A 24,175-nucleotide genomic window follows, 5' to 3' on the forward strand; every position below is an offset into this window, starting at 1 on the left:
GCGTCTTCCTCAGAGGCTGAATGCGACAGACCGCAAAACCAGCACCAGGATGAAGACGATGGTGAACGCCAGATCCAGCGACACACTGCCGAGCCGAACCGGAGGTAGCACCCGCCGCAGCGGAGCTATCACCGGTTCGGTAACCGCATAACTGAACCTGCGCACCTTGTACGTCCACGGCGGAATGCTCCCGCTACTCAGCGTCTGCACCCAATCCACGATCAACCGCACGATCAGGATCAGCAAAAACACCGTCAGGAGCCATCCGAGCACGGTTCCAACAATGGTCACGGCAAACTCCTTCGTCTGGTGCAAACCGTCTTACCAGCCTCAACGCACCCAATGACCTAGAAGTGCCGGACCCCCGTCAAGTGTCGCGTGGCGACGAGGAAATCCTCGCCCGAGCCCTCCCCGGCAGACATCGATTCAGCGACGGCCCGGTGGAAGTGGGGGCAGCGGGGGTGCTTGACCTTGGTTGGTGGGTCTTCGACGATGGGCGGATGGTGGCGGTGTGGAGACGGGACTGTGCCGGGCGGGGATTGGGTGTGGCGCTGGTGGTGTCGGTGCTGCTGGTCGGGCCGGTGCCGGGGGCGGTTGCCGAAGAGGGTGACGTGGGGGCGGGGTGGGCTGCGGATTCGGAAAGCTATGCGCCGGAGGATTTTCACGCGGCGCCGTATTTGGGGAATGGGCGGATCGGGACTGTGGTGCCGTCCAGTGGGGGTGGGTATCACGATTATGGGGAGGGGGTGCAGACTTCGTTTCCGTTGCAGCAGTCGCGGTATACCGGGACGTATTTGGCGGGGTTCTATGCGCGGCAAGCGGTTTCGCAGAACATGTGGAACAACACTCAGGTGATTGCGGCGCTGCCGGCGTGGTCGGGGTTCACGGTGAGCGTTGGTGGGAAGGACTATGGGCCCGGGGTGGATCCGGCGGCAGTGCAGGGCTATCGGCAGCGGTTGGATTTTCGGGCTGCGACGGTGACGACAACGGCGGAGTGGGTGCCGGATGCGGATCATCGCGTTGATTTGCGTTACGACACTTTTGTTTCGCGGTCGCGGCCCGATCTTGCGGTCCAGAAACTGACGATCACACCTCGCTTCTCCGGTCGACTGGACGTGACCGATGCGATCGACGGATCAGCGGCGCGACGTGTGACACCGGTGAGCGCGAATGCCGATCCCGCGCAGCATTTGACCTCGGTCGGTGTGCGCGCTGACGGGACTCAGGACACCGCGTTCGTTGTCTCCAGCGATGAGACACCAGCGGGGATGACCGGAGCGGCACTGCCCGATGGCAGTGGGATCCGCTACGACGCGGCTGTCGAGAACGGCCGCTCCGAGACATTCGTCAAGTATGTGGGTATCTCCTCCAGCGATTACGGTGCGGATCCGCAGGCTCGCGCCACCGACGCCGCCGAAGAGGGTCGGTCTCTGGGATTCGACGCCATTCATGGTGAGCATGCGGATGCGTGGGATCGGTTGTGGCAGCCCGCCATCGACATTGCCGGGCGTGACGACTATCGGGGGTGGGTGCGCAGCGCCCTGTATGCGGTGCTGGCCAGCGTGCGTGAGGGGGATCGCTGGTCGCTGCAACCGGCGGGGCTGTCGTCCGATGATTACGGGGGCCTCACCTATTGGGATGCCGAGACGTGGATATTCCCGACGCTTCTCGCGTTGTATCCGCAGCTCGCGCGGACGGTGGTGGATTTCCGTGCCGCGGCATTGCCGCAGGCCGAGAGCAATGCGCGCGGCTACGGTCTGCCGGGGGCGATGTATCCCTGGGACGACGGGCCCGCTCAGCAATGCGCGTCGCCGGCGGTATGCGGGTTCACCGAAGAGCATCTGCACAATGAGATCGCGCTGGCGCAGTGGCAGTACTTCGTCGCCACCGGGGACGAGGCGTGGCTGCGGAGCACGGGTGCGCCGGTGATCGTGGCGATCGCGAACTATCTCGCCGCGCGGGTCGGGCCGAAACTGCCTGATGGTAAATACCATTACGCGCCGGCGGCCGGTGCCGATGAGTATGTGTCGCTGACGGTGGACAATGCCCTGACCAATGGCGGGGTGATGAGCACGATGCGTATCGCGGCACTCGCGGCGCAGCGCGCCGGTTTGCCGGTGGATCCGCGGTGGGCCGATATCGAGGCGAATATGGCGATGCCCGGCGATATTGCGCCCGGCGTGCCGGCCGAATACCTCGGCTACGCCGGAGCGCCGATCAAGCAAGCCGACACGGTGCTGCTCACTTACCCCTTCTCCTATGCCGCGCAAGGCTATTCACCCGCCGATACCTTGCACTACTACTTCGATCGCACCGATCCCGGCGGGCCCAATATGAGCAATAGTGTCGGTGCGATCCTGAGCGCTCAGCTCGATCCGTGCCGGACACAGGATTACCTCGACAGGTCAGCGCAGCCGTATGTTCGTGCGCCGTATGGATTCCAGTCCGAGGCGCGCGGGGATCGCTCGGGCGCCAATGCGCTCGGGCAGTCGGCGTGGATCTTCGTCACCGGCTCGGCGGGGTTTCTGCAGGGGTTGCTCTACGGCCCGACCGGACTGCGGTGGACCGATACCGGCGCCCGCCTGGATCCGATGCTGCCCAGCGGTTTTCCCGACGGCATGACCGTGCGTGGTCTGGCGGTCGGGGATACCCGGTTGACCGTACGCATCGAGTCCTCGGGCACCACGGTCACCGCTGATTCGGGACCGGCTGTCACGCTGGATACGCCGATCGGAAGCAAGACGATCGCGGCGGGGCAGGCCCTGCGGCTGCCGACTCGCGCGGCCTGCTGAGTCAGGGGCAGGGATTGCCCTCGAAGTCCGGGTCGAGGGCCCGCTCGATGATGTATGCGACGGTGGGTGATTGCGGCAGGGTGGCATGCAGGTACGCATCGGCCGGGCACAGGTCCTGGACCATCACGTTGTTCACGGTGGCGCCGGGACCGGCCTGCAGGAAGGTCGCTTCCGGCGGCGTGGAGACGTCGTCGCGCCGGCTCGCTATCGCGGTATAGGCGATGCCGGGGACGGTGTCACCGTCCGCATTGAGTGCTCGCAGGAATTCACTGCCGGTGAGCTGCTGCAAGACCGCTACTCCGGTGAACGGTGCCGCGAGCCACTCCGGGCCCTGCGGGGCCGCAACACGATTCGCCAGCAGGCCCCAGAGACTCATGCCGTGGTTGGGTCCGACCAAGGTGATGAGATGCCCGACCTTGTCGGCGCCGTCGTCGAATCGCACGTATTGGCGGGCCACCTCCGCGCCCTGTGAATGGCCGACGAGCGCGACCTTCGCCGCGCCGGTCGCGGACCGCACCTGGTCGACGAACGCACCGATCTGCTGCGCGGAAGCATGAATGTCACCGGTCGCATACTGTCCCGGAATCGCCCCGAGCACACTCGACGTATCCCGCCCATAATTCAGCGAGAACACGCAGTACCCAGCGGCTTTCAACCGCGGAGCCAGTACGTCCCACGCATTCTGGTTGTCCCAGGTTCCGTGAATCAGCACAACAGGCTCCGGATGCGCCGATGTCGGCGCGCAACTCCAGTCGTTCGCTCCGGGCGGCGGAACGCTGCCGTCCGGATTCTTCCCGAACGGCACGGCCGTCGCATCCGGTGCACAGCATGCGACGAGAATTCCGAGTGCGGCAACGGCCGCGACCCGCCATTTCGAGCCAACCACCCGGATTCCTCCTCTGATCAGGTCGCCAGACGAATTATCAATCGCACAAATGATCTTCATTGATCATGCCGAGTACTTCCGCGCGGCGCACGCCCCCGGTATCAAGGTCACTGCCGCCCGCACTGTCACATGACGGATGTGCACTGTTCGACTGCGTGTCACCGGCGGGCGAGGCGAGTTTGCGAACCTTGACCCGCGTCGGACGAGCCACGGTGACTCGGGATAGGACCGCCATGACAGAACATTTGCGCGCCTACAACAGTCTGTGGCAGGTCCGCGGTGACTCCTGGTGCCGATTGGAGGAAGCCTCCGATCGACTGACCCGCCCGACCACCACGGGTGAATCGAAAGAAAAATGGGCCGACGCCTGCGCGGAACTGCTGGCGCGCCTGAGCACCTTGGAACCTTACTGGGCTTATCCCGGGTCTCCCCAATTCGCGCGTTTGCAAAGGCTTTTCGTGGCGGGCAGCCATGACAAGTTCACGCAGGCGGTCGCGCGGATCAACCGCGCCCTGACGACGGAGTCGTATCGCTCCGGCGATGTGGAGAACGCCGGCGCCGACGACCTGGATATGTTCCCGGCGGATCCGCGCCAGCTCGAACATGCCCCGGCCACCCAACGCGACCGTCCCTATTTCGAAGTCCTCGTGGTCGAGAAGATGACCGAGGACCGGGAACGGGCGCTGCGCAACGAGGTCCGCAAATGGCGGCGCCCGGACGACGAATTCGTCTATGAACTGGTGGTGGTGGCCAGCGGCGACGAGGCGCTCATCGCGGCACGGCTGAACGTCAACCTGCAGGCCGTGATCATCCGGCGGCGGTTCTCACATCAGTCGACGCGGGACCTGTCGGCGCTGTCCGAATTCGCGGACAACGCTATCTCGGACGAATTGGCCGATCACCAAACGCCGGAGGAACGCGCGCAGATCCTCGCGATCTCCGTGGCGAAGCTGCGGCCCGAACTCGACCTCTATCTCATGACCGAGGTCGAGGTGGAGGAAGTCGCCGGGCGCCTGGGCAAGTACTTCCGCCGGGTCTTCCACGCCCGGGAAGGCATGCTCGAACTGCACCTGTCGATCCTGCAGGGCGTGGCGACGCGCTATCACACCCCGTTCTTCAGCGCGCTCAAGCAATACAGTCACCGGCCCACGGGTGTCTTTCACGCGCTGCCGATTTCGCAGGGCAAGTCGATCGTCAACTCGCACTGGATCAAGGATATGGTCGGCTTCTACGGCCTGGACGTGTTCATGGCGGAGACGTCGGCGACCTGCGGTGGACTCGATTCGCTGCTCGAACCGACCGGGCCACTGCGCGACGCACAGCAGCTGGCGGCGCAAGCCTACGGCTCGCGCCACACCTATTTCGTCACCAACGGCACGTCGACGGCCAACAAGGTGGTCACCCAGGCGCTCGTCGCACCCGGCGATATCGTGCTGCTGGACCGCAACTGCCACCAGTCACACCATTACGGAATGATGCTCGCCGGTGCGAATGTCGTTTACCTGGACGCCTATCCGCTCAACGAGTACTCGATGTACGGTGCTGTCCCGCTGCGTGAGATCAAGTCGAAACTGCTCGCCCTGCGGCGCGCCGGAAAACTCGACCGCGTCAAGATGATGTCGCTGACGAACTGTACTTTCGACGGCATCGTCTACGACGTCGAGCGCGTCATGGAGGAATGCCTCGCCATCAAACCCGATCTGGTGTTCCTGTGGGACGAGGCATGGTTCGCGTTCGCTCGCTTCCACCCGGTCTACCGGACCCGCACGGCCATGGCATCGGCTCGCGCCCTGCGCGAACGGCTGCAGGAGCCGGCGAGCATGCGCCGCTTCGAGGAGTCGCTGACCGGTGAAACACCCAGCGACGAGGATCTTCTGAACCGTCGTCTCGTCCCGGACCCGGCCCGGGCCCGCGTGCGGGTGTACGCCACCCAGTCGACCCACAAGACGCTCACCGCCCTGCGGCAGGGCTCGATGATCCATGTCTACGACCAGGATTTCGAGCAGAAGGTCGCGGAATCCTTCCACGAGGCCTATATGGCGCACACCTCGACGTCGCCCAACTACCAGATTCTCGCGTCGCTGGATCTCGGCCGCCGGCAGGTGGCGCTGGAAGGCGTCGAGCTGGTGCAGCGGCAGATCGAGAACGCCATGCAATTACGCGACGCGATCGACAATCATCCCTTGCTCAGCAAGTACGTGAACTGTCTGCGCACCACCGATCTGATTCCGGAACGCTTCCGCCCGTCGGCCATCGCCCAGCCGCTACGCTCGGGCCTGCGCAATATGATGGCCGCCTGGGAGCAGGACGAATTCGTGCTGGACCCGTCCCGGATCACGCTGTCCATCGGCCGCACAGGCTACGACGGAGACACCTTCAAACGCGAACAGTTGATGGATCACTACGGGATTCAGATCAACAAGACCTCGCGCAACAGCGTGCTGTTCATGACCAATATCGGTACCACGCGCAGCTCGGTGGCCTTCCTGGTCGAGGTGCTGGTCGACATCGCCCGCGATCTCGACCAGAACATCTCCGAGATGAGTCTCGGCGAGCGTGAGCATTTCGAGCAGGCGGTGTACCGATTGACCGAACGCTCGGTGCCACTGCCCGATTTCGGCGGCTTCCACCCCGCATTCCTCGATCACAGCGGCGCCGAGCCGACACCCGAAGGCGATGTGCGGCGGGCGTTCTACCTCTCCTACGACGACACCAACTGCGAATACCTCAGCGGCGATCAGATCTACGAACGCCTCGACGCCGGAATCGACGTCGTCTCGGCCACCTTCGTCACGCCCTATCCCCCAGGTTTCCCGGTGCTGGTGCCTGGTCAGCTGTTCAGCCGCCAGGTCCTGGACTTCATCCGAGACCTGGATACGCCGGAAATCCACGGCTACAAGCCGGACTTCGGCTACCGCGTGTACACGGAGAAGGCTGTCGAGATAGCGAGCTGACCGACCCCGCTATTGGGTGATCGGCTCGTCTACCAGATTGCCCGGGCAATGATCGTGCAGCGCGTCCAGGACTGCGGCGATGACGGCGGGATTGCTCGGCTCTTCGGGATGCGGGCCACCGTCTATTCCCGTCTCGAGGCATGAATGACCTTGCAGCGCGCGGTCATCGGAAGGTATGTGGAAACTTGCATCGTCTGCGAGTGTGCGCAGGGTGGTGTACGAGACATTGCCCGGCGTGTCATCGCCGTGGTTCAGTGTCGCGAGAAATGGGCTCGACGGGCACATTTCACCGCCTCGCGCCGCGGGCAGCAGGCACGTCGGATACCAGCCGTATTGCCCGGTGCCGATCGATATGTAATGCGCGGTCAGGTCCTGGCCGCCGAGAAACTTCACGAAGTAGCGGGAGGACAGGCCGCCCATACTGTGGCCGATCACATCGATCTTCGAACCACCGTGTTCCTGCGAGGCCTGCTGTGCAACCTGTGCAATCGCCTGCGCATTGGGCACATTCAGTTCACCCGGCAGGTCGACGACGTAGACCGGATGCCCATCGGCCGCGAGCGCGTCGCGCAGGCCGTCGGACCAACCCTGCGGCAGGGGGAAGGCGCCGCCACCCGTCCAGCCGTGCACGATCAGCACCGGATTGCCGGTCGGCTCGGCGTGCGCACCTGCAGGCACTGCACACATGGTCGCGAGCAGCGCCGGGACCGTCCACCAAGTGCGTGCCACAGAGTTCGTCCTCACAGTAGTTTTCCTGATCCGTCGGGTCGCACCTGCAGGATTCGGCTCGTGAAGCTTGCCCCCTCGCCGGAGGGGGCGCCGATCGACAGCATTCCGGATGCGCTGGGCTCCACGCCGAGCAGGCGTAGGTATGCGAGCAATGGCTGAGAATGGCTGTGCAGGTTCGCAACCGGGTAAGACTGCATTGCCAGTCCGAGTTCGGGCAAGGCCCAAGTTTCGCCGGGACGATCGGATTCGGGGCCGAGGTACGCGTCGGGTCCGGACAAGGTGCCGCCCCAGATCGCGGGGTAGGTGCGCTGATGGTTGGCGAGGGTCATGCGCCGCCATTCGTCCCAGGCGAGTTCGGGATCGATGCGGGCGGCGGCCCAGATCAGCGTCATATTGATCGAGTACCAGATCGCGTCGCCGGTGCCGCGATCCGAAACGTGCTCGGTCCCGAGGATTCTGGCGCCGAGTGGGGAGCCGTCGCGGCAGAGTCGATCGATGTTCGAGAGGAGCAGTCGAGACTGTTCCTCGGTCGCGGCGCCGCACAGGATCGCCCACGGTTGCACTTCCAGCCACAGATCCTCGTCGCCGACCGGTGCGGCGCCGGGCCCGTGAGCGCGCCGGAACCAGCGGCCATTCCATTCATCCGCCACCCGTCGGCGCAGGGTCTCACCGAATTCCCGGGCCTCCGTGGCGGTCCGGACATCGCCGAGCCGGTCGCAGAGTCCGGCGTACACCGGCAGGACCCAGGCCGCCATGGCCGAGTTCAGCACGGACTCACCGTGTTCGATCATTGTCGATCTGTCGATGCCGATCTCGCTGAGTACCAGGTCGTTCCAGTCCGCATTGAGGATCCTGACGTGGCCGTGCTCGCCGACGCCGACCACATCGACGAAGAACCGGAATTGGCTGCGCAGATTGTCCGCGAGTGTGCGGTCGCCCAGCGGCACGGCGAAGGCGGCGAGATCGCCGGTGGCGGCGGCGTATTCCGCGGCCAGCCACAGCGCCCACAGATTCTGATCCGAGGGCCGGAACAGGGACGTCCACGGCTTCTTGTCGCCGTCCAGGCCGTACGGCAGGTCGCCGTCGGGCGTCGCCCACGCGCAGGTGTTCCGCAGGACCGAGAGTGCGAGGTCGGGTTCGGTGTAGACGAGCGGCAGCGCGTGCTGCAGCGGATCGCGGGCGGCGCAGTTGGACCCGAGCCGGAAGGCGTAGACCGAACCCTGATTCAAGGTATGGCCACCGTATCTGCCGTCGGCACACGCTCCCCCGGTCAGCAGAGCGGCATGCCATGCGAGCTCACCGGCCTCCGGTGCTTGCGCGGCTTCGGCCCGGGGCAGCCGATCACGCAGGGCGGACAGGCTGTCGAGGTAGATCCCCTCGGGATCGATCACCGCTACGTCATCGTCCATCCCGAAGCGGAACCACATTGTCCGCGTCTGCTTTTCGGGCACCTCCACCGCTGTGGTGACCGACAGCAGTCCTGCGCGGCCGGCTGACCGGGTGCCCCCGATCGCCTGGAGGAGCACCGGTTCGCGTCCGCCCGCTACCTGATCCGGTCGGGGACCCAGCTCCAAACTGATGCGGCGGGAGCGCACCTCCCACTCCTCGGTGACCACGTACGACCGGGCCGCCTCGCTGGTGTTCGTCACGTCGACACGGATCAGCACCCACGGGTACTCCCCTTCCGGGCACAGCACAGTCCGTTGTATATGTGTCCCCGATTCGACCGCGCTCACACGGGAGAACGTCGGACCGAACAGCGGGAGCGCACCGTCGCTCGTCGCGGAGCCGCCCGCCCAGGTCACGGTCGTGACGCCGGTGCCTCGCGGCCACGGCTCGGTGATCCAGTCGCAGCCCGTGTATTCATCCCACAGTCCCGAGCGGCCCTCGCTGTCGGCGACCAGTGTGATGCGTCGATTACCGAGGTGAATCCAGCGTCGGGTGGTCGGCGGATCGGTGATCGGATCCCAGGGCTTCTCATACGGGATGGATTGAAATCCCGGCAGGTCGTCACCGTGCACCCACTGCCCGAACGCGCTCATCTGCTCATCTTGCAGAAGATCTCGCACGCTGTGTGATTGCGACCCGGGAAACCCTGGCGGCTAGATTGCTAGCATGCTAGCATCGTCTGGTGGGCGACGAAGATGTGAAGCAGTTCAACGTTTACCTGCCGATCAGCCTGATCAAGCAGGTGAAAATGCATGCCATCGAAGAGGGCATGTCACTGTCGGCACTGGTGGCCGACGCACTGCGGTCATATCTGGAAGACCCACGCCAGCACTGAGATTCGGTAGGACAGGAGGCCTGACGTGAGCATCGAAGGCATCGAAGCGGTATTTCTCGAAACCCATAACTGGGGCCGGGCGGCGAAGTTCTACGAGGCCCTCGGCTTCGAACTCGAATTCGCGACCGACCACAACTCCGGCATGCTGCGCCACCGCACCGGCCCGTACCTGTTCCTGGCCGAGGTCCCGCGCAGCCAGGAAACGAAGACGAGCCTGGTACTGAAGGTGACCGACGAGCAGGAATTCCGGCCGGACCCGGTCCTCGAGGTGACCACCGAATTCGAGGACACCCACTACGGCACCCGCGAACTCACCGTGCGCGACCCCGACGGCCGCGACTGGGTGCTGTCGGCGCCGGGCAAGGCCTGAACCATGCTGAAAACCATTGCCCCGGAGGACACCGCCCTGCGCGTGGCACTGTGGCGGGCGCTGCACGTGCTGGTCGATCCGCAGCCGCACGTGCTCGAGGACGAGGTCGGCCTGCGACTGGCCGCGCCGGACGCCGGGTGGCGGAACCGGCCGGATATGGATCCGCGCTTCACCGCCCGCATCCGCGCCACCATCGCGGCGCGGGCCCGCTTGATCGAGGATCTGGTCGACCAGCAGTCGGCCGCGGGCGTCGATCAGTACGTCCTGCTGGGCGCGGGCATCGACACCCTCGCCCAGCGGCGCCCCGATATCGCCGCGCGCACAAGGATTTTCGAGATCGACCAGATCGGCCCCCAGGAATGGAAGCGCCGGCGCCTGGAGGAACTGGGTCACGGGGTGCCGGAGTACCTCACGCTGGTTCCGGTCGACTTCGAGACCGATTCATGGTGGGAGCGGCTGATCGCGGCGGGCTTCGACCCGCAGCGTCCCGCCGTGGTGGCCTCGACCGGCGTCACCATGTACCTGACGGCCGAGGCGAATGCGGCCACCTTCCGCCAAGCGGCCGAACTCGCCCCGGGTTCCACCTTCGCTACCACCTTCACGCTCCCGCTCGAGCTGCTGGAACCCGACGAACGGCCCGGCCGCGCCGACACCGAACGCATGGCCCGCGCCGCAGGTAACCCGTTCATCAGCTTCTACTCCCCCGATGAGATCGTGGCCCTGGCTCTGGAATCCGGATTCACTGCGGCACAGTATGTTTCCGCGGACGATCTCACCGAGCGCTATTTCGCCGGCCGCACTGACGGTCTGCGCCCGTCGAGTTCGGAGCAGATCGTCGTCGCGACCACTTGAATGACCGCTCAGCTCCCGAATTGTCGAATTTGTCCGTGACTGTCCCGCGCGGACCGGGTCGGCATGCAAGAATCGGCTGCTGTCCGATAGGTTGCCCTCGAATTGCGATTGGAGAGTTTTGTGAGCGTTCGTTTTCTGGTGGGACTGCCCGCGGCGGTGCTCGCGGTGGCGCCCGTCCTCGGCGTGATCGGAACTCCCGTCGCGCAGGCCGCCCAGTGGCAGTACAGTTGCACCGCTCAGACCTGGTCCGGTGACACCCTGCCCACGATCACGGTGCAGGCCAAGACCGGGATACATCAGGCCAAGGGCGAGGCGCAGACCCAGTGGGGCGGCGACGCCAAGTACGCCACCATCGTCTGCACCCCGGCCTGATCGACCGAAATATCCACCGGCACATCAAGGTTGCAACCGCGCATGAGTGATACCGCACGACAGCAAGTGCAGCAGCAGGTTATCGAGGAATTCCGGGCCGGCGGCGGGAAGGTGGGTGGCCAGTTCGCCGGTATGGACCTGCTCCTGCTGACCACGACCGGTGCGCGGTCGGGTGAATCCCGCACCTGGCCGCTGGGCTATCAGCGCGAAGATGATCGGCTGATCGTTTTCGCGGCCAACGGTGGTCGCGCCAATCGTCCTGGCTGGTATTTCAACCTGGTCGCCGATCCGTCCGCGACCGTGGAGGTGGGCACCGAGACCTGGCCGGTGACAGCGGTTCTCGCCACCGGCGCCGAGCGGGAACGGCTCTGGGAGCGCCAACTGGTCACGACGCCGTTCCTGGCCGGCTTCCAGGCCAAGGTCGAGTGGGAGATCCCGGTTTTCGTGCTGACGCGCGCCGGCGTGTAGGGCTGTCAGCGGCGGTCCCGGAAGGTCCGGCGGAGATCCTGCACCCACAGTTCGGGGATCTCCCAGGGGATGAAGTGACCGCCGTGGTCGTGGGCGGTGAGGTTGACCAGGTTGTACCAATCGGCGCGGTCACTGGCGAGGTAGGCCTCGACGCGCTGATCGGTGGAGACGCCCGGCGGATTCTCGTGGGCGACAAAGGTTATGCCCGTGGGGACTTCGATCGGCGGGTGGCGGTCGTGATCAGGGGTCCACGGATAGCGATTGTGGTTGGCGTAGATGCGGATCGAGCTGCCGATGGAGTTCGTCGCCCAGTAGATGGTGGCGTGGGTGAGCAGCTCATCCTTGGAGAACACCGATTCGATGTCGCCGCCGCAATCACTCCAGGTGATCCAGCGTTCGAGGATCCACGCCAACATGCCGGCGGGCGAATCCGACAGGCCGTGCGCGAGCGTGCTGGGCGCCAGCATCTGAGTGGCGAGGTGGACGGCGAAACGGTGCTCCAGCTCGATGATCCGGTCCCGGACCGGTTGGGGCACACCGTCCGGTAGCGGCCGACCACCGGTGATATCCCAGGCCCGATCACCATTGAACAGATCCAGGCGCTGGCCCGAGCCGATGTGGATGCCGAGCAGTTCCGCGGCGTATTTGTGGCCGAGCTGGCCGGTGACCAGGGCGCCCACATCGCAGCCCGCCGCGGCATAGCGGGGGTGGCCGAGGACCTCGGTCATCAGGGTGTGCCAGAGGTCGGCGACCTTCCAGAAGTTCAGATCCGGCCGTTTCTCGACGGGCGTGGAGAAGCCGAATCCGGGAAATGACGGCACGATCACATCGAAGGCCTCGGCGGGATCCCCGCCGTGTGCCGCCGGATCCGCCAGTGCGTCCACGACTTTCGACCAGTGCCAGAAGGTCCAGGGCCAGCCGTGGGTGAGGATGAGCGGGGTGGGGTTCGGTCCGACCCCCGGCTTGTGCATGAAATGCACCGGGACACCGTCGATTTCGACGCGGTAGTGGTCGTAGGCATTGATCCTGGCTTCGGCTGCGCGCCAGTCGAAGTCGGTGCGCCAGTACTCGACGAGCTCCTCGAGCAGGTCGCGGCGCACGCCGTAGTACCCATCCGCATTGCCCGCGTCATCGGACCAGCGCGTCAAGCGCAGTCGCAACCGCAGATCGTCGAGCACCGCATCGGACACATGGATCGGGGACTGCCGCAAGGGAATCACATACGCAACTTATATAAGTATCGGATATATTTCCAGGCGTGTCCCGCTCATCCCACGCCGACCTCGACCCGGAGGCCTTCACCACGGCCATCCACGATTTCAACCGCTTCTACATCCGCATACCGACCCTCGAACGCCTCCCCTTCACCACGCTCTCGGTGCTGGACTCGCTGGTCGCTGCCGGGCGAGCGCTGCGCTTGTCGGAGCTGACCACCACCGAGCAGATCAGCCAGCCCGGCCTCACCCAGCTCGTCACCCGCATGGAACGCGACGGTCTGGTGGAACGCCGCCCGGATCCGGTCGATCGGCGCGCGAGCCTGATTCACATCACCGAGGCGGGCCGGGCGGTCAGCAGCTCACGTCATGCCGATCGCACCGGTCATCTCGCACCGTTGCTGGAGCGGCTAACGCCTGCCGAGCGTGGTGCCCTCGCCACGGCGCTGCCCGTGCTGGCGCGCCTGGCGGAGCTGGGCCGGGAACCGGCCTAGGCCAGCGCCTTTCGCAGCCCGGTCCGGGGCGGCCGGTGCCGTAGGGTCGAACCATGTCCGATCAGCAGGCAGAGGTCAGCGGTTCCCCGGTCATCGCCGTACCCGATGCGGTGCATACCGAGCTGCGTCGCGGAGTGCGCAGTGTGCTGGTCGATTCCGCGGCGCTGCGCCTGGTACGGGAACGCTTCGATGCCGATCAGGCCGGATCGCTGCGGCGGTATCTGGAGGCGTCGCAATCGGCGAACACCTTGCGCGCCTACCGCACCGACTGGGTGGCGTGGGCCGGCTGGTGCATGGCGGAGGGACGGCAGGCGCTGCCGGCGGACGCCCTGGACGTCGCGGTATACCTCGCGGCCGCCGCCGATGCGCGCCGCCCCAACGATGAATGGGCCTTCAGCGCAGCAACTCTCGAACGCAAGGCCGCCGCCATCGCCGCCGTGCACGCCGCCAACGGACTGCCCTCACCGACCCGTGCGGACGTGGTCCGGTTGACCTTGCGCGGTATCCGCCGCACCCGTCGCACCCAGCCCAAGCGCAAACGGCCGGTCCTGCTGCACACCCTCGACCAGTTGCTGGCGGAGGTCCCCGCCCCCGGCTGGCCCACCGAGCCCGCGCGGCGCCGCGATACCTTGCTGCTGCTGGTCGGTTTCGCGGGTGCGCTGCGGCGCAGCGAGATCGCGGGCCTGCGGATCAGCGATGTCCGGATGCACACCGACCATGCCAGCGGCGAGCCGGTCCTGCTGCTCCAATTGCCCAGCACCAAGACCGATCCCACCGGCGTCAACGAACAGCGCGTCGCACTCCCCCGCGGCCGCCGCCCGCAGACCTGCCCGGTATGCGCCTTCGCCGACTGGATCCGCCTGCGCGAGGCCCATTCCGCGAACCCCGCCGCTCTGGCAGCCTGGCCGGCCACTCATCCGACGGCGGATCCGGCCATCCATCGCTGCCACGGATTCACCGGCACCACCCTCACCGATCCGGATATCCCGTTGTTCCCCACCATTTCCCGCCACGGCGGCATCGCCGCCACCGCCATGTCCGGCCGAGCCGTGGCCGAACTGGTGAAACGCTACGCCGCCCGCGCCGGCCTGGATCCCGCCCTGTTCTCCGGCCACTCGCTCCGTGCCGGCTTCGCCACCCAAGCGGCCCTGGGCGGCGCCAGCGACCGCGAGATCATGCGGCAGGGTCGCTGGTCCAACCCGCGCACCGTGCACGGCTACATTCGCACCGCGAATCCCTTGGAGGACAACGCCGTCACCAAACTCGGGCTGTAACCATGCTGGTGCGCTATGCCTGCTCCGCCTCGCGGATGACGCGGTAGCGGAGGTAGGTGACCTTCGACTTGAAGATGTGGGAATCGACGAGTTCGAGGCTCACCTGGCGTTCGTGGCGCGGGAAGTACGGGATGCCGCCGCCGACGAGTACCGGGTGCAGACGCACGCGGTACTCGTCGATCAGGTCGGCCGCGGCGGCTTCGGCGGCCAGGGTCGCCCCGCCGATGGCGATCTCCCCGTCACCGGGTTCGGCGCGCAACCGGGCGATCTCCTCGGCCACGGTGCCGGTGGCGAGACGGGCATTGCCCTGCACGGTCGTCAGCGTCGTGGAGAACACCACTTTCGGAAGCGGGTTCCACAGTGCGGCCCACTCCCGTTCCGCGTCGTCGAGCTCCGGCTTGGCATCAGCGGTCTCCCAGTACAGCATCGTTTCGTAGAGACGGCGGCCGAGGAGGTGGATGCCCACCCCGCGGACTTCGTCGATATGAGATCGGAAGACATCCGGGTCGGGGACCGACCATTCGAAGCTTCCGTCCGGGCCGACGATGAAGCCGTCGGCCGAGGCATTCATCGAATAGGTGACGCTGCGCATCGGCACTCCTCGGTGGTAGGGGTCGATGGTAGGACTGGCGAGCGGGCCGGAATTCATCGCGACACGGCATATGGGTCCAGATCTTCGACAGTTCGCGCAGAGGTTTGCGGCATCAAGCCGGGGCAGTCGGCTTCGAGATGCCGACGAGCTTCGCCAGAAACCGATCGAGTTGTTCGGCGGCGGGGGGCCAGGGTAGGTCCGGTTCATTGATGCGCTGGGCCAGCATGCCGTTGACCGCGGTGCGGAGATCGATCGCGACGGTGGTGGCGTCGTCGCGTGGCGCGATGCCGGCGTCCATGCATTCCCGCACCGCGTCGATGGTGCGGTCGACCATCACCTGTTTGAACGGCATACCGAGCCGGCGATGTACGGCGCTCTCGTGCAGCACCTTGTACAGACCGGGATGTTCCTCGGCCCACTGTGCTTGTGCCAGGATGCGGGCCCGCAGCGCCGCGCCCGGATCCTGTTGTGCCGCAGCGGCTTCGTCGCCGAGCCGGACCAAGCCTTCGTGGCAGTGCTGCATCGCGGCGAGGACGAGGGCGTCGCGGTCGGCGAAATGCAGGTAGAGCGAGGTCGCCGCGACATCGACCGAACGGGCCACCGCGCGCAGCGACAGGGCTTCGTCGTCGGCGAGCTCGTCGAGCATTTGCACTGCGGCGGCGATGATCTGCCAGCAGTGCCTCGGACTGCCGTTCGCGATGCATGTCCAGGGCGGCCTCGACCTCGGGGTCACCACCGGGGATATGCGGGCGCTGTTGCGTCTCATCTCCTACGACTCCGGCTACCACGCCGCCCTCGCCGCCCTCGAGCGCCTCGCCGAACTCGAAGCGGCGCTGGAGATTCCCGCTGAGGAGGCCGAGGTGCTGCCGGACGCTCTGCTGACCACCGGGCCCGGCGCCGCACCCAGTCCCCTGCCCGAATCGGCCCGCGCGATCCTCACCGAGCTCGATCCACATTTCGCCGAGTACTTCGCCTACAGTCCCGGATGCGCTCGACCTCGGGCCGAGGCACTTTGACCGTGCGCGAGCGGGCCTTTACGACGATGAGTATCGATGTGCACTACCAGACCTTGGGCGATACTTTCCGCATCCATACCCAGCGAGCGCTGGGAGGCGGGGCCGCACTCGCGGACGTGCGGGCGGTGCTGCGTTTCAACGCCCAGTTCGGTGCCACCCGAGCCTGGCAGGCGTGGCAGGCATTTCACACCCACGCTGCCGCCGCCGGCTGGGACCGCTCCTGACGCACGGCGTCGTGGTAATCACTGCTCCCACTGACTGTTTGCGAACAGCGCGTACTGGGCGGCGGCCCGCTGGTGGGCGTCCGGTAGCTCATCGGAGCCGACGTAGGCGAGATAGCGGCGGTAGGCCACCAGGCAGGTGAAGCGGGTGGGGGCGGCCGGATCGCTGTTCGAGTTGTCGACGCAGGCCGAATTCGGTACCAGCGGAGGCGGATCGGCGGGTGCACCGGCCGGTCCGGGCAGTACCCGCTCCGATACGGCCTTGTGGGCGGCCGCGGCGTCGGCAGTGCGCACAACGAGAGTGTGTTCTATGCGGGCGAATTCGTCGGCGCCCATGCCGGTGAAGGCTTGCTCGGCGATCGCCGGGTGGGCCGCGCTGTTGAGGGTGCCGCGCAGGCCGGAGACCTGGGCGGCGAGGTGATCGCCGTGCGGGTTGAGGGTGCGGCTCAGCATGTGGTCGGGATCCCATGGCAGGCTTGCCAATGCGTGCGGGTCGGTGATCGCCGGATGCTGGGCCAGGCGTGGCACCTGCAGGTCGAAACCCTTTTCCGTCATCGTCGTCAGCCCGGCGCGATCGATGGTCGGGGATTCGGCTTCGATGAGGATGACGTAGGCGTCCTGCGCGAGGTAGGTGCGTATGGTGTGCGTATTATCGAGCCAGTATCCCTGCGCGCCACGGTATTTCGCCGACGTGACGGTCTGCGGGAGCTGCCCCTGCGTGACCTGGTCCGTGACGTCGGAGGTGTAGAACTGCCCGACGGCTTGGCTCGCCTGGTCCGCGCTGCCGAATTGCAGGACCGTGATGGTGAGCCGAGTCGAGTCCGGGGCGTCTCCGGGCAGGGTGGCGGTGCCGGAAGTCGAGAATCCGAACATGAGTCCCGACTGATCGGTGGCGTCCGGATTGCTTTCGAAGCCCGGCAGTTTGTCGGTGCCCGTGATCGTTTGCGGATCGCCGCCGGTGGCCAGGCGCGGATCGATTTCGTAGGCGGTCAACACATAGTCGGACAGTTTCAGGGCCGCCAAACCGCGGAGATCGATCGCACTGGTGGCATCGTCGATGTGGATATCGATCGGCGCGGTCGGGTAGCCGCCGACATCGAGTGTGCGGACATCGATTTCGCCGGGTTTCGCGGTGCCGCGTGGGGCCGGACCACAACCTGTGACCGTCAGCGCAGCGGCAAGCCCGATCAACCAAAGCCCACCGGCCCTGCGCATCCAGCCTCCCCGACCTCGGCCGTCATCGACCGCGCCCGCCGACGTTGCGAAGAAAATAGCACCGGTCGCGAGCGTGCGCTCAGTCTCGCCGAAAGTGCCAGAGCAGCATGGACGGTACCCCGGACTCGGCAGCCGCGGCGGCCTCGGGGACCACTCCGTACAGCGACCAGGGCCAGGCTTGCCACGGTCCGGGATCGGTGGTTGCGGGCAGCGGCGGTTGCCCATTGGCCCGGTTCGGCGGGACGGGTTCTTCACAGCGTCGTATCCGCAGCCCGGCCTCGAGCGCGGCCCGCACATAGTCGCCGGTCCGATGGTGGTAGGAGCGCACTCGGGCGGGCGTCCCGTCGGCGCGGCGGACCGTCGGAATATGGTTTCGCGCAACCCGTTCGGGATGTACATCCACGATCGCCACGTGCCCGCCGGGGCGCAGTACCCGCACGAACTCGCGGAATACGGGCGCCAAGGCCGGCACGTGTGTCAATGCCAGCGCGCAGGTCACCAGATCGACCGAATTCGCTGCCACCGGAAGGCTCTGCAGTTCCCCGAGCCGGAATTCGCCGGACGGGACATGCCGTACGGCTCGGTCGAGCATTCCCGCCGAACTGTCGACACCGATCACGTGGTGCCCGCATTCAGCCAGGAGTGCGGCAATGCGGCCGGTACCGCAGGCCGCGTCCAGCGCCACCCCGGCGGGCGCCTCCAGCGCCACTGTCCGGATCAGGTCCACGCCCAGCCCGAAAGCAGGGTTGGGGACGTCGTATGTCTCCGCCCAGATGTCGTAGCCCTCGGCACTTTCCACCGCATCGACATCCACCCCGGCAGCGCCGTCTATCCCGGAATCGAGCAATCGGCGGATCTCTCCGAGCCGCGCCTCGACGAACTCTCGATCATGCTCGCCACCGAACGCCTTCAGCAGGGCGATGCCCTCCAACCCCAGCACGAACGCCAATGGATGCTCGTAAGCCATTCGAGCGACCCTAGGGCCGGCTGCCGTTGCGGACCATCGATTTTCCGCGGCGGATGTTCCGTGGTTTGCCGCAATGGGCCAGACGACCTCGATGTCAGACGAAGAACTCGCGCAGCGCCTCGGCGACCGGTTCAGGATCGTCGAAGGTGTGGCCCAGACCGGGGAAGGTGATGGTGCGGGCGTTCGGAATGGTCTGCTGCAGCAGGTCGATGCTCTTGGTGCCGTAGGAGTCGGTCAGTTCGCCGCTGAGCAGCAACGCCGGCACGTCGAGGGTCGACCAGCGGCTCAGGTCGGGATCCATTCCGGTGAAGCATTCGAGGTCCGCCACCAGGCCGTGCGCCCGTGGCGCGAGCATCGACGCCATCCCGTCGAGCATGCCCGCGGATGGCGCGGAATCCAATATCGTCTCGAAGAATTCGACGATCGCATCCCCGGGTCGTCCGGCGGTCATCCGATCACGCGCCTTGTCCAAGGTTGTGGCCAGTGCCGTCCCGGCCAGCGCGACGGGCGGTTCGTAGAGGGCCACCCGCCGCACCTGCACCGATTCGAGCAGCGCATGCAGCGCGACGACACCGCCACAGGAATGACCGAACACGAAACCCGGCTCGCCCATCGTGTCCAGCACCGCGGCCAAATCGGCTGCCTGCCGGGCGAAGTCAAGTGGCCGAGGCCCGTTCCCGCTCACCCCGTACTCCCGCCGCTCCACCAGCACCACCCGATAATGCGGTGCCAGCAGATCAGCGAGGGGGTAGTACGTGTCCGCCGGCGCGAGAGTGCCGTGCACGATCACCAGCGGCGCGCCTTCCCCTTGCACGTGATAGACGATGCGCGTGCCGTCCGCCGAGGTGACGCTCTCCGTGATTCGCTCCATGCCCCGAGAATGTCCGCCCCCGCTTGCACCCCTCTTGCATCCGGCTGGCAGCCTCATACGGCGATATCGGCGACCGCGACCATGGCCGTATGGTCATCGGCCTCGGTGAGGAGCACGCCGCCCGGCGCCCACAATGCGGCACCGCCGCACCCGGTGAACGAACCGGCCGCGCCGACGTGATTGGCCAGAGCCACAAAGACATTCGCGTCCGCGGCGATCCCGGGATACACCTTCGCACGCTCGTCGATCCCGCCGCCGGTGCCGTAAAGCGAACTCGCCAAATGGATGTCGCAGTGATCCTCCCGGACACGCGCGATCAGGTCGGGAAAGTGATTGTCGAAGCACGTAGCCAGCGCGAACCGCACCCCATCGAGCTCGAACCGCCCATCCACCTCGCCGGCCGTGAAGTACCGCTGCTCTTGCTCATACAGCCGCTGCTTGTAATAGGTCGTGACCAGAGCCCCATCCGCTCCGTAAACGTAAGTGACAATCCGCGGACCACCACCATGCTCTCCAGGCCCAGCACAATTGACGACAGTGCCAATTCCCGCACCGCGCAACGCATCCAATCGCGAATCCTCGGCATCCACCCACAACCCACTGTCCCCCGCGATGGCCTCCAGCTCATATCCGGTAAGCGCCAACTCCGGAAACACAACCAGCCGAGCCCCCTCCTCCCGCGCACGATCAGCAAGCGCGACCACCTGCCGCACATTGGCCTGAACATCGGCAGGCACACAAGTAAGCTGAGCTGCGGCGATTCTCATGCGACAGGATATCCGTTCTGAAATGCCAGACGCCCGTCTGCAGCAGCCGCGATCCGCTCGAGTTCCTCGTCCAAGCCCATGAATACCTCCCACGGCTCCCGGCCACTGACAACAGCCAACCGATCCACTACAAGTTGCTCGAGTTCCGCCACTCGTTTGCCCTTCCAGATCTTGTCGGACAGGCTCACCAGCAGATCGTCGAATCCGATTCCGGGTTCCCGCCACGCCGCGTGTGTGCGTGCGAATCGGGCGGCGGCCGGGGCTATGCCGCGGGCGATGAGTAGCTCGTAGCCGTCCTGTTCGTGTGCGGAACCGGGTCCGGACAGCTCGGCGGGGTGCAGCACCTTTCCGATGTCGTGCGTCGCCGCACCGAAAAGCACTCGATCGGAATCGAATTCCATCGTGCTGTAGTTCGTTTCGACCCATGCGACGAGTTGGACCGCGACGTCGTGCACCGCGCGCAGGTGCGCCGCCAGCCTCGGCGGAGCGTCCAGGGCATCGAGCAGCGCGACGGCCTGCCCGGGCAAGGGCCGCAGCAGCCCGGGATCGTCGGTCAGGGCTCTTTGCCGCACGTCGGAGGTCGTTTCTGCCACTGCGGAATGATATCGAGGTGATCTTGGGCGTTAGGACGGCGGTGTTACGACTGTTCCTTGGTGGTAGAGGGCGGTCCAGCCGTGTCGGCGGCGCTGCCAGGCGGTGAGGCGGCGGGTCAGGCGGTTGGGCTGGTGGAGGGTGTAGGTGAGTAGGTAGGTGTCGGGGGCCAGTTCGCGTAGGTGGAAGTCAGTGGTTGCCGAGTTCTTTTCGGGCCATTGGGGTGGGGTTGTTGCGTAGCGTTGTTCGAGGATCGACCAGATGTATTCGCGGCTGTAGCGCTGGCCGGAGGCGCCGACCTCCCAGTAGTCGGGGGCGGTCAGGCGGTCGAAGTCGGCGCGGGTGGTGCCCTGTTCGGGGCGGTGGAAGAGGGGCTCGTGGCGGGCGAGGTCGTCGAGGACTTCGAGCAGTGCGGGGTCGGTGACCAGATCGGGTTCCTGATCAGGGCATTTCGTCACTGGGGTACGGTAAACGTTGTGACGACGCCCGCGCACGCCTTGGTCGTGCCCTGAGAGCAGGTCCGCTGTAGTTCCGGCCGCCATCGGCGGCTGCACGGCTGCCGCTGTCGGCGGCGGTTTTCCCGAACCACAGTTCCCTCGTGCCCGCTGTCGGCCGGTGTCCAATTCGCTGTTCACCTCGCGCGTCCTGATCGCGCGCTCACCGGCTGTCCGCGTGCTCCGGGATCACCCGAGGAACGGACCTCATGATCGACACACCTGAGCCGCAGTCTGCCGCGCTCGAAATCATTCAGCGCCCCGACCGATTCGTCGTCGAATGGCAAGAGGGCGGCGAATTACATGCCGCCGTATGGCATTCCGAGAACGGCGCACCACCGCCCGGCCGGATAATCGCCGTCAACGACGATCTCACCGCGGCCGGTGCGCTCCGCCTCGCGCTCGCGGGAACCGCCATGCTCTGGCGTGGCGATTTTCCTACCGCCCGCCGGCTGCTGAAGGCCCTCGATACCCGAATCGTGCGCCCCGCCAACCGATCCCGCACCCCCGCGGAAGAGTTCCACGCCCAGCGCCAACTCCAATCCCGTCGCGCCCGCCTCCTCGGCATGATCCTGGTCCAACTCGACCCGTCACCGACGGTCTCGGCGCTGCGCCGGGCACCCGACGTGGCGGCAGCATGCCTGCACGCGTATGGCGTGGTCAGCGAGACGCGGCTGGTTTCTCTCCGGGAGTTGCTCGGAGTGTCGAGCGCCTATCACTGGTTCGTCGAAGGCGTGGCGGTGCCGGCGCTCGGTGCGCGAATCCACCCCCACTACGGAGTGTTCTCACCGGTGCGCGGCGAATATGTGGATCTGGTGGCCCAGGCTCCGCTCCCATCGCACCGTCTCGCCTTCGATATCGGCACCGGTAGCGGCGTACTCGCGGCCGTGCTCGCCGCGCGAGGTGTCCAATCGATCGTGGCCACCGACCGCGAACCACGCGCATTGGCTTGCGCGCGCGACAATCTGGACCGGCTCGGCTACGGCGAACGCGTCGAAATCCTCAACGCCGACCTGTATCCCGCCGGTCGCGCGCCCTTGGTGGTCTGCAATCCCCCGTGGCTGCCCGGCAAGCCACGCTCACCCCTGGATCACGCGGTATACGACCCCGGCAGCCGAATGCTGCGCGCTCTCCTGGACCGCCTCGGCAAACATCTCACCCCCGACGGCGAGGGCTGGCTGGTGATTTCCGACCTCGCCGAGCATCTCGGCCTGTCTTCCCGGCGAGACCTGCTCTCGGCCTTCGACTCCGCCGGCTTACAGGTGCTCGACCGACTCGACACGAAACCCCGCCACCCCCGCGCAACCGACCACAGCGACCCGCTGCACGCCGCCCGCGCCGCGGAAATCACGTCCCTTTGGCGCTTATCGCCCCACTAACCCTGCTGGACAAGCGATCACCGGGAACTGGCTGCGGCATCGGCCGAGAGCCCGCCACCACCAGTTCCCGCTCGGCGATCCGATCAGGTTGGGGTGAGCGCTTATTCGGGTTCAGCGCAGTCAAAAAGCTGCCGGTGGAGATGGGGACGGAGCAGGGGCTGGAGAGGCGGCCGTTGTCGGGGGTTCGGTTGGCGAGAGTCGGATCGAAGGTCATTTCCCATGGCAGAACGGGGGGGACCGTGCGGGAATGCTCATGAATTGGTACGAAACGCCCTGGGGCTGGCAATACTTGTAGCGCTGCCTGGCAGCCGGCTGTCAATCGGGAACGGCCGCACCACTCGGAAAGTGGTGCGGCCGTTCGCTTGTCGGATGCTCGTTACGCGGTGGTCTGGCGCTTGGGGAGCTTCCAGCCCGGACGCGGGAAGTGGCAGGTGTAGCCGTCGGGGTAGCGCTGCAGGTAGTCCTGGTGCTCTGGTTCGGCATCCCAGAACGTACTTGCCGGGGTCACCTCGGTCACGACCTTGCCGGGCCACAGGTGCGAGGCGTCGACGTCGGCGATGGTGTCCAGCGCGACCTGCTTCTGGTCGTCATCCAGATAGAAGATGGCCGAGCGGTAGCTCGAGCCGATGTCGTTGCCCTGACGGTCCTTGGTCGACGGGTCGTGGATCTGGAAGAAGAACTCCAGCAGCGCCCGATAATCCGTGACCGCGGGGTCGTAGACGATCTCCACCGCTTCGGCGTGCCCGGGGTGATTGCGGTACGTGGGGTGGTCGTTGCGACCGCCCGAGTACCCGACCCGGGTCGAGATGACGCCCGGCTGGCGGCGGATCAGATCCTGCATGCCCCAGAAGCAGCCGCCGGCCAGAATCGCGGTTCGAGTGTCGGTCATGCGTCCTCCTTGGTGAACAGGCTCTTGTACTGCCCATACCCTTCGGCCTCGAGATCATCGAGGCGAATGAAGCGCAGGGCCGCGGAATTGATGCAGTAGCGCAGGCCACCCTGGTCGCGGGGACCGTCGGGGAACACGTGCCCCAGGTGGCTGTCGCCGTGGGTGGACCGTACCTCGGTGCGGACCATGAAATGCGACCGGTCGCGCTTCTCGACCACATTCCCGGTATCGATCGGCTTGGTGAAACTCGGCCAGCCCGAACCACTCTCGAACTTGTCGACCGAGGCGAACAACGGCTCGCCCGAAACCACGTCCACGTAGATGCCGGGCTCGTGGTTGTCCCAATAGACACCGGTGAACGCGCGCTCGGTGCCGTTCTCCTGGGTGACGTGATACTGCTCGGGCGACAGCGCCTCGACCGCCGCGGGGTTCCGGTTGTACTCCTTAGCCACATGACCTCCTCATATCGGCCACACGTACAACC

General features: G+C 66.1%; 27 protein-coding genes. 12 read left to right on the plus strand and 15 right to left on the minus strand.

What is annotated here, in order from left to right; genetic code table 11:
• Positions 1-9: 9 nt before the first annotated feature.
• Positions 10-291, minus strand: a complete 282-nt coding sequence (locus ACIP5Y_RS22180) for a YggT family protein (RefSeq protein ID WP_400352268.1) — start codon at positions 289-291, stop codon at positions 10-12.
• A gap of 62 nt (positions 292-353) precedes the next feature.
• On the opposite strand from ACIP5Y_RS22180, the gene ACIP5Y_RS22185 reads away from it, so the two are divergent.
• A complete protein-coding gene (locus ACIP5Y_RS22185) occupies positions 354-2,792 on the plus strand; it encodes a hypothetical protein (protein ID WP_400352270.1) in 2,439 nt (812 codons plus the stop codon).
• Position 2,793: 1 nt separating this feature from the next.
• On the opposite strand, the gene ACIP5Y_RS22190 is transcribed toward ACIP5Y_RS22185, so the two are convergent.
• Positions 2,794-3,678, minus strand: coding sequence for an esterase/lipase family protein (locus ACIP5Y_RS22190; RefSeq protein ID WP_400352271.1), 885 nt, complete (start codon positions 3,676-3,678; stop codon positions 2,794-2,796).
• A gap of 233 nt (positions 3,679-3,911) precedes the next feature.
• Here ACIP5Y_RS22190 and ACIP5Y_RS22195 point away from each other — a divergent pair, with 233 nt between their 5' ends.
• Entirely contained in the window at positions 3,912-6,632 is a 2,721-nt protein-coding gene (locus tag ACIP5Y_RS22195) for an aminotransferase class I/II-fold pyridoxal phosphate-dependent enzyme (protein WP_400352273.1), read from the plus strand.
• Positions 6,633-6,641: 9 nt separating this feature from the next.
• Here ACIP5Y_RS22195 and ACIP5Y_RS22200 read toward each other — a convergent pair whose 3' ends face one another.
• Positions 6,642-7,361, minus strand: coding sequence for a lipase family alpha/beta hydrolase (locus ACIP5Y_RS22200; RefSeq protein WP_400352275.1), 720 nt, complete (start codon positions 7,359-7,361; stop codon positions 6,642-6,644).
• An 11-nt stretch (positions 7,362-7,372) separates the two neighbouring features.
• The gene (locus ACIP5Y_RS22205) at positions 7,373-9,403 is read right to left on the minus strand and encodes a GH36-type glycosyl hydrolase domain-containing protein (protein WP_400352277.1); all 2,031 of its coding nucleotides are present in this window, start codon (positions 9,401-9,403) and stop codon (positions 7,373-7,375) included.
• 89 nt (positions 9,404-9,492) lie between these two features.
• Between ACIP5Y_RS22205 and ACIP5Y_RS22210 the strand changes: the two genes are divergently transcribed.
• The 5 genes from ACIP5Y_RS22210 to ACIP5Y_RS22230 all read left to right on the plus strand — a co-directional run bounded on the left by ACIP5Y_RS22210 (position 9,493) and on the right by ACIP5Y_RS22230 (position 11,707).
• Entirely contained in the window at positions 9,493-9,645 is a 153-nt protein-coding gene (locus tag ACIP5Y_RS22210; RefSeq protein ID WP_400352279.1) for a CopG family transcriptional regulator, read from the plus strand.
• Positions 9,646-9,670: 25 nt separating this feature from the next.
• On the plus strand, positions 9,671-10,015 hold the full coding sequence (locus ACIP5Y_RS22215; RefSeq protein WP_400352281.1) for a VOC family protein: 345 nt from the start codon (positions 9,671-9,673) through the stop codon (positions 10,013-10,015).
• A 3-nt stretch (positions 10,016-10,018) separates the two neighbouring features.
• Positions 10,019-10,867: a class I SAM-dependent methyltransferase gene (locus ACIP5Y_RS22220; protein ID WP_400352283.1), complete on the plus strand. Its 849-nt coding sequence runs from the start codon at positions 10,019-10,021 to the stop codon at positions 10,865-10,867.
• Positions 10,868-10,987: 120 nt separating this feature from the next.
• A complete protein-coding gene (locus ACIP5Y_RS22225; protein ID WP_400352284.1) occupies positions 10,988-11,239 on the plus strand; it encodes a hypothetical protein in 252 nt (83 codons plus the stop codon).
• Between the two features lie 42 nt (positions 11,240-11,281).
• A complete protein-coding gene (locus ACIP5Y_RS22230) occupies positions 11,282-11,707 on the plus strand; it encodes a nitroreductase family deazaflavin-dependent oxidoreductase (RefSeq protein ID WP_400352286.1) in 426 nt (141 codons plus the stop codon).
• 5 nt (positions 11,708-11,712) lie between these two features.
• Here ACIP5Y_RS22230 and ACIP5Y_RS22235 read toward each other — a convergent pair whose 3' ends face one another.
• On the minus strand, positions 11,713-12,927 hold the full coding sequence (locus tag ACIP5Y_RS22235) for an epoxide hydrolase family protein (protein WP_400352287.1): 1,215 nt from the start codon (positions 12,925-12,927) through the stop codon (positions 11,713-11,715).
• A gap of 38 nt (positions 12,928-12,965) precedes the next feature.
• Between ACIP5Y_RS22235 and ACIP5Y_RS22240 the strand changes: the two genes are divergently transcribed.
• Together ACIP5Y_RS22240 and ACIP5Y_RS22245 are read left to right on the plus strand one after the other, a co-directional pair.
• Positions 12,966-13,415 (plus strand): MarR family winged helix-turn-helix transcriptional regulator, encoded by a 450-nt coding sequence (locus tag ACIP5Y_RS22240; RefSeq protein ID WP_400352288.1) that lies wholly within the window; start codon positions 12,966-12,968, stop codon positions 13,413-13,415.
• A gap of 53 nt (positions 13,416-13,468) precedes the next feature.
• A complete protein-coding gene (locus ACIP5Y_RS22245) occupies positions 13,469-14,689 on the plus strand; it encodes a site-specific integrase (RefSeq protein ID WP_400352290.1) in 1,221 nt (406 codons plus the stop codon).
• A gap of 13 nt (positions 14,690-14,702) precedes the next feature.
• Here ACIP5Y_RS22245 and ACIP5Y_RS22250 read toward each other — a convergent pair whose 3' ends face one another.
• Together ACIP5Y_RS22250 and ACIP5Y_RS22255 are read right to left on the minus strand one after the other, a co-directional pair.
• Positions 14,703-15,281, minus strand: a complete 579-nt coding sequence (locus ACIP5Y_RS22250) for a dihydrofolate reductase family protein (protein ID WP_400352292.1) — start codon at positions 15,279-15,281, stop codon at positions 14,703-14,705.
• A gap of 112 nt (positions 15,282-15,393) precedes the next feature.
• Positions 15,394-15,927, minus strand: coding sequence for a TetR/AcrR family transcriptional regulator (locus ACIP5Y_RS22255; RefSeq protein WP_400352294.1), 534 nt, complete (start codon positions 15,925-15,927; stop codon positions 15,394-15,396).
• A 16-nt stretch (positions 15,928-15,943) separates the two neighbouring features.
• Between ACIP5Y_RS22255 and ACIP5Y_RS22260 the strand changes: the two genes are divergently transcribed.
• On the plus strand, positions 15,944-16,297 hold the full coding sequence (locus ACIP5Y_RS22260) for a hypothetical protein (protein WP_400352296.1): 354 nt from the start codon (positions 15,944-15,946) through the stop codon (positions 16,295-16,297).
• A 26-nt stretch (positions 16,298-16,323) separates the two neighbouring features.
• Complete coding sequence (locus ACIP5Y_RS22265; RefSeq protein ID WP_400352298.1) at positions 16,324-16,521, plus strand: hypothetical protein; 198 nt, start codon at positions 16,324-16,326, stop codon at positions 16,519-16,521.
• 18 nt (positions 16,522-16,539) lie between these two features.
• Here ACIP5Y_RS22265 and ACIP5Y_RS22270 read toward each other — a convergent pair whose 3' ends face one another.
• The 6 genes from ACIP5Y_RS22270 to ACIP5Y_RS22295 all read right to left on the minus strand — a co-directional run bounded on the left by ACIP5Y_RS22270 (position 16,540) and on the right by ACIP5Y_RS22295 (position 21,387).
• Positions 16,540-17,733: a hypothetical protein gene (locus ACIP5Y_RS22270; RefSeq protein WP_400352300.1), complete on the minus strand. Its 1,194-nt coding sequence runs from the start codon at positions 17,731-17,733 to the stop codon at positions 16,540-16,542.
• 79 nt (positions 17,734-17,812) lie between these two features.
• A complete protein-coding gene (locus ACIP5Y_RS22275) occupies positions 17,813-18,700 on the minus strand; it encodes a class I SAM-dependent methyltransferase (RefSeq protein WP_400352302.1) in 888 nt (295 codons plus the stop codon).
• Positions 18,701-18,794: 94 nt separating this feature from the next.
• A complete protein-coding gene (locus ACIP5Y_RS22280) occupies positions 18,795-19,571 on the minus strand; it encodes an alpha/beta fold hydrolase (protein ID WP_400352303.1) in 777 nt (258 codons plus the stop codon).
• A 53-nt stretch (positions 19,572-19,624) separates the two neighbouring features.
• Positions 19,625-20,338, minus strand: a complete 714-nt coding sequence (locus ACIP5Y_RS22285; RefSeq protein ID WP_400352305.1) for a carbon-nitrogen hydrolase family protein — start codon at positions 20,336-20,338, stop codon at positions 19,625-19,627.
• Complete coding sequence (locus ACIP5Y_RS22290; RefSeq protein WP_400352307.1) at positions 20,335-20,931, minus strand: HD domain-containing protein; 597 nt, start codon at positions 20,929-20,931, stop codon at positions 20,335-20,337. Before ACIP5Y_RS22290 ends, ACIP5Y_RS22285 begins: the two co-directional genes overlap by 4 nt.
• Positions 20,932-20,961: 30 nt before the next feature.
• A complete protein-coding gene (locus ACIP5Y_RS22295; RefSeq protein ID WP_400352308.1) occupies positions 20,962-21,387 on the minus strand; it encodes a DUF4440 domain-containing protein in 426 nt (141 codons plus the stop codon).
• Positions 21,388-21,632: 245 nt separating this feature from the next.
• Between ACIP5Y_RS22295 and ACIP5Y_RS22300 the strand changes: the two genes are divergently transcribed.
• Positions 21,633-22,802 (plus strand): methyltransferase, encoded by a 1,170-nt coding sequence (locus ACIP5Y_RS22300; RefSeq protein ID WP_400352310.1) that lies wholly within the window; start codon positions 21,633-21,635, stop codon positions 22,800-22,802.
• 376 nt (positions 22,803-23,178) lie between these two features.
• Here ACIP5Y_RS22300 and msrA read toward each other — a convergent pair whose 3' ends face one another.
• Both msrA and msrB read right to left on the minus strand, forming a co-directional pair.
• Positions 23,179-23,691: a peptide-methionine (S)-S-oxide reductase MsrA gene (gene msrA / locus ACIP5Y_RS22305; protein WP_400352312.1), complete on the minus strand. Its 513-nt coding sequence runs from the start codon at positions 23,689-23,691 to the stop codon at positions 23,179-23,181.
• Positions 23,688-24,143 carry a peptide-methionine (R)-S-oxide reductase MsrB gene (gene msrB, locus ACIP5Y_RS22310; protein ID WP_400352314.1) on the minus strand — a complete coding sequence of 152 codons (456 nt, stop codon included), beginning with the start codon at positions 24,141-24,143 and terminating at the stop codon, positions 23,688-23,690. Before msrB ends, msrA begins: the two co-directional genes overlap by 4 nt.
• Between the last annotated feature and the right edge of the window lie 32 nt (positions 24,144-24,175).

This window comes from Nocardia sp. NPDC088792, from assembly GCF_044750615.1.
Lineage (GTDB): Bacteria > Actinomycetota > Actinomycetes > Mycobacteriales > Mycobacteriaceae > Nocardia.

Coding starts and splice junctions, on each gene's coding strand:
- ACIP5Y_RS22195 (WP_400352273.1), top strand. CDS start 3,912: ATGACAGAACATTTGCGCGCCTACAACAGTCTGTGGCAGGTCCGCGGT.
- ACIP5Y_RS22205 (WP_400352277.1), bottom strand. CDS start 9,403: ATGAGCGCGTTCGGGCAGTGGGTGCACGGTGACGACCTGCCGGGATTT.
- ACIP5Y_RS22220 (WP_400352283.1), top strand. CDS start 10,019: ATGCTGAAAACCATTGCCCCGGAGGACACCGCCCTGCGCGTGGCACTG.
- ACIP5Y_RS22230 (WP_400352286.1), top strand. CDS start 11,282: ATGAGTGATACCGCACGACAGCAAGTGCAGCAGCAGGTTATCGAGGAA.
- ACIP5Y_RS22245 (WP_400352290.1), top strand. CDS start 13,469: ATGTCCGATCAGCAGGCAGAGGTCAGCGGTTCCCCGGTCATCGCCGTA.
- ACIP5Y_RS22250 (WP_400352292.1), bottom strand. CDS start 15,281: ATGCGCAGCGTCACCTATTCGATGAATGCCTCGGCCGACGGCTTCATC.
- ACIP5Y_RS22255 (WP_400352294.1), bottom strand. CDS start 15,927: ATGCTCGACGAGCTCGCCGACGACGAAGCCCTGTCGCTGCGCGCGGTG.
- ACIP5Y_RS22260 (WP_400352296.1), top strand. CDS start 15,944: ATGATCTGCCAGCAGTGCCTCGGACTGCCGTTCGCGATGCATGTCCAG.
- ACIP5Y_RS22265 (WP_400352298.1), top strand. CDS start 16,324: ATGAGTATCGATGTGCACTACCAGACCTTGGGCGATACTTTCCGCATC.
- ACIP5Y_RS22270 (WP_400352300.1), bottom strand. CDS start 17,733: ATGCGCAGGGCCGGTGGGCTTTGGTTGATCGGGCTTGCCGCTGCGCTG.
- ACIP5Y_RS22275 (WP_400352302.1), bottom strand. CDS start 18,700: ATGGCTTACGAGCATCCATTGGCGTTCGTGCTGGGGTTGGAGGGCATC.
- ACIP5Y_RS22280 (WP_400352303.1), bottom strand. CDS start 19,571: ATGGAGCGAATCACGGAGAGCGTCACCTCGGCGGACGGCACGCGCATC.
- ACIP5Y_RS22285 (WP_400352305.1), bottom strand. CDS start 20,338: ATGAGAATCGCCGCAGCTCAGCTTACTTGTGTGCCTGCCGATGTTCAG.
- ACIP5Y_RS22300 (WP_400352310.1), top strand. CDS start 21,633: ATGATCGACACACCTGAGCCGCAGTCTGCCGCGCTCGAAATCATTCAG.
- msrA (WP_400352312.1), bottom strand. CDS start 23,691: ATGACCGACACTCGAACCGCGATTCTGGCCGGCGGCTGCTTCTGGGGC.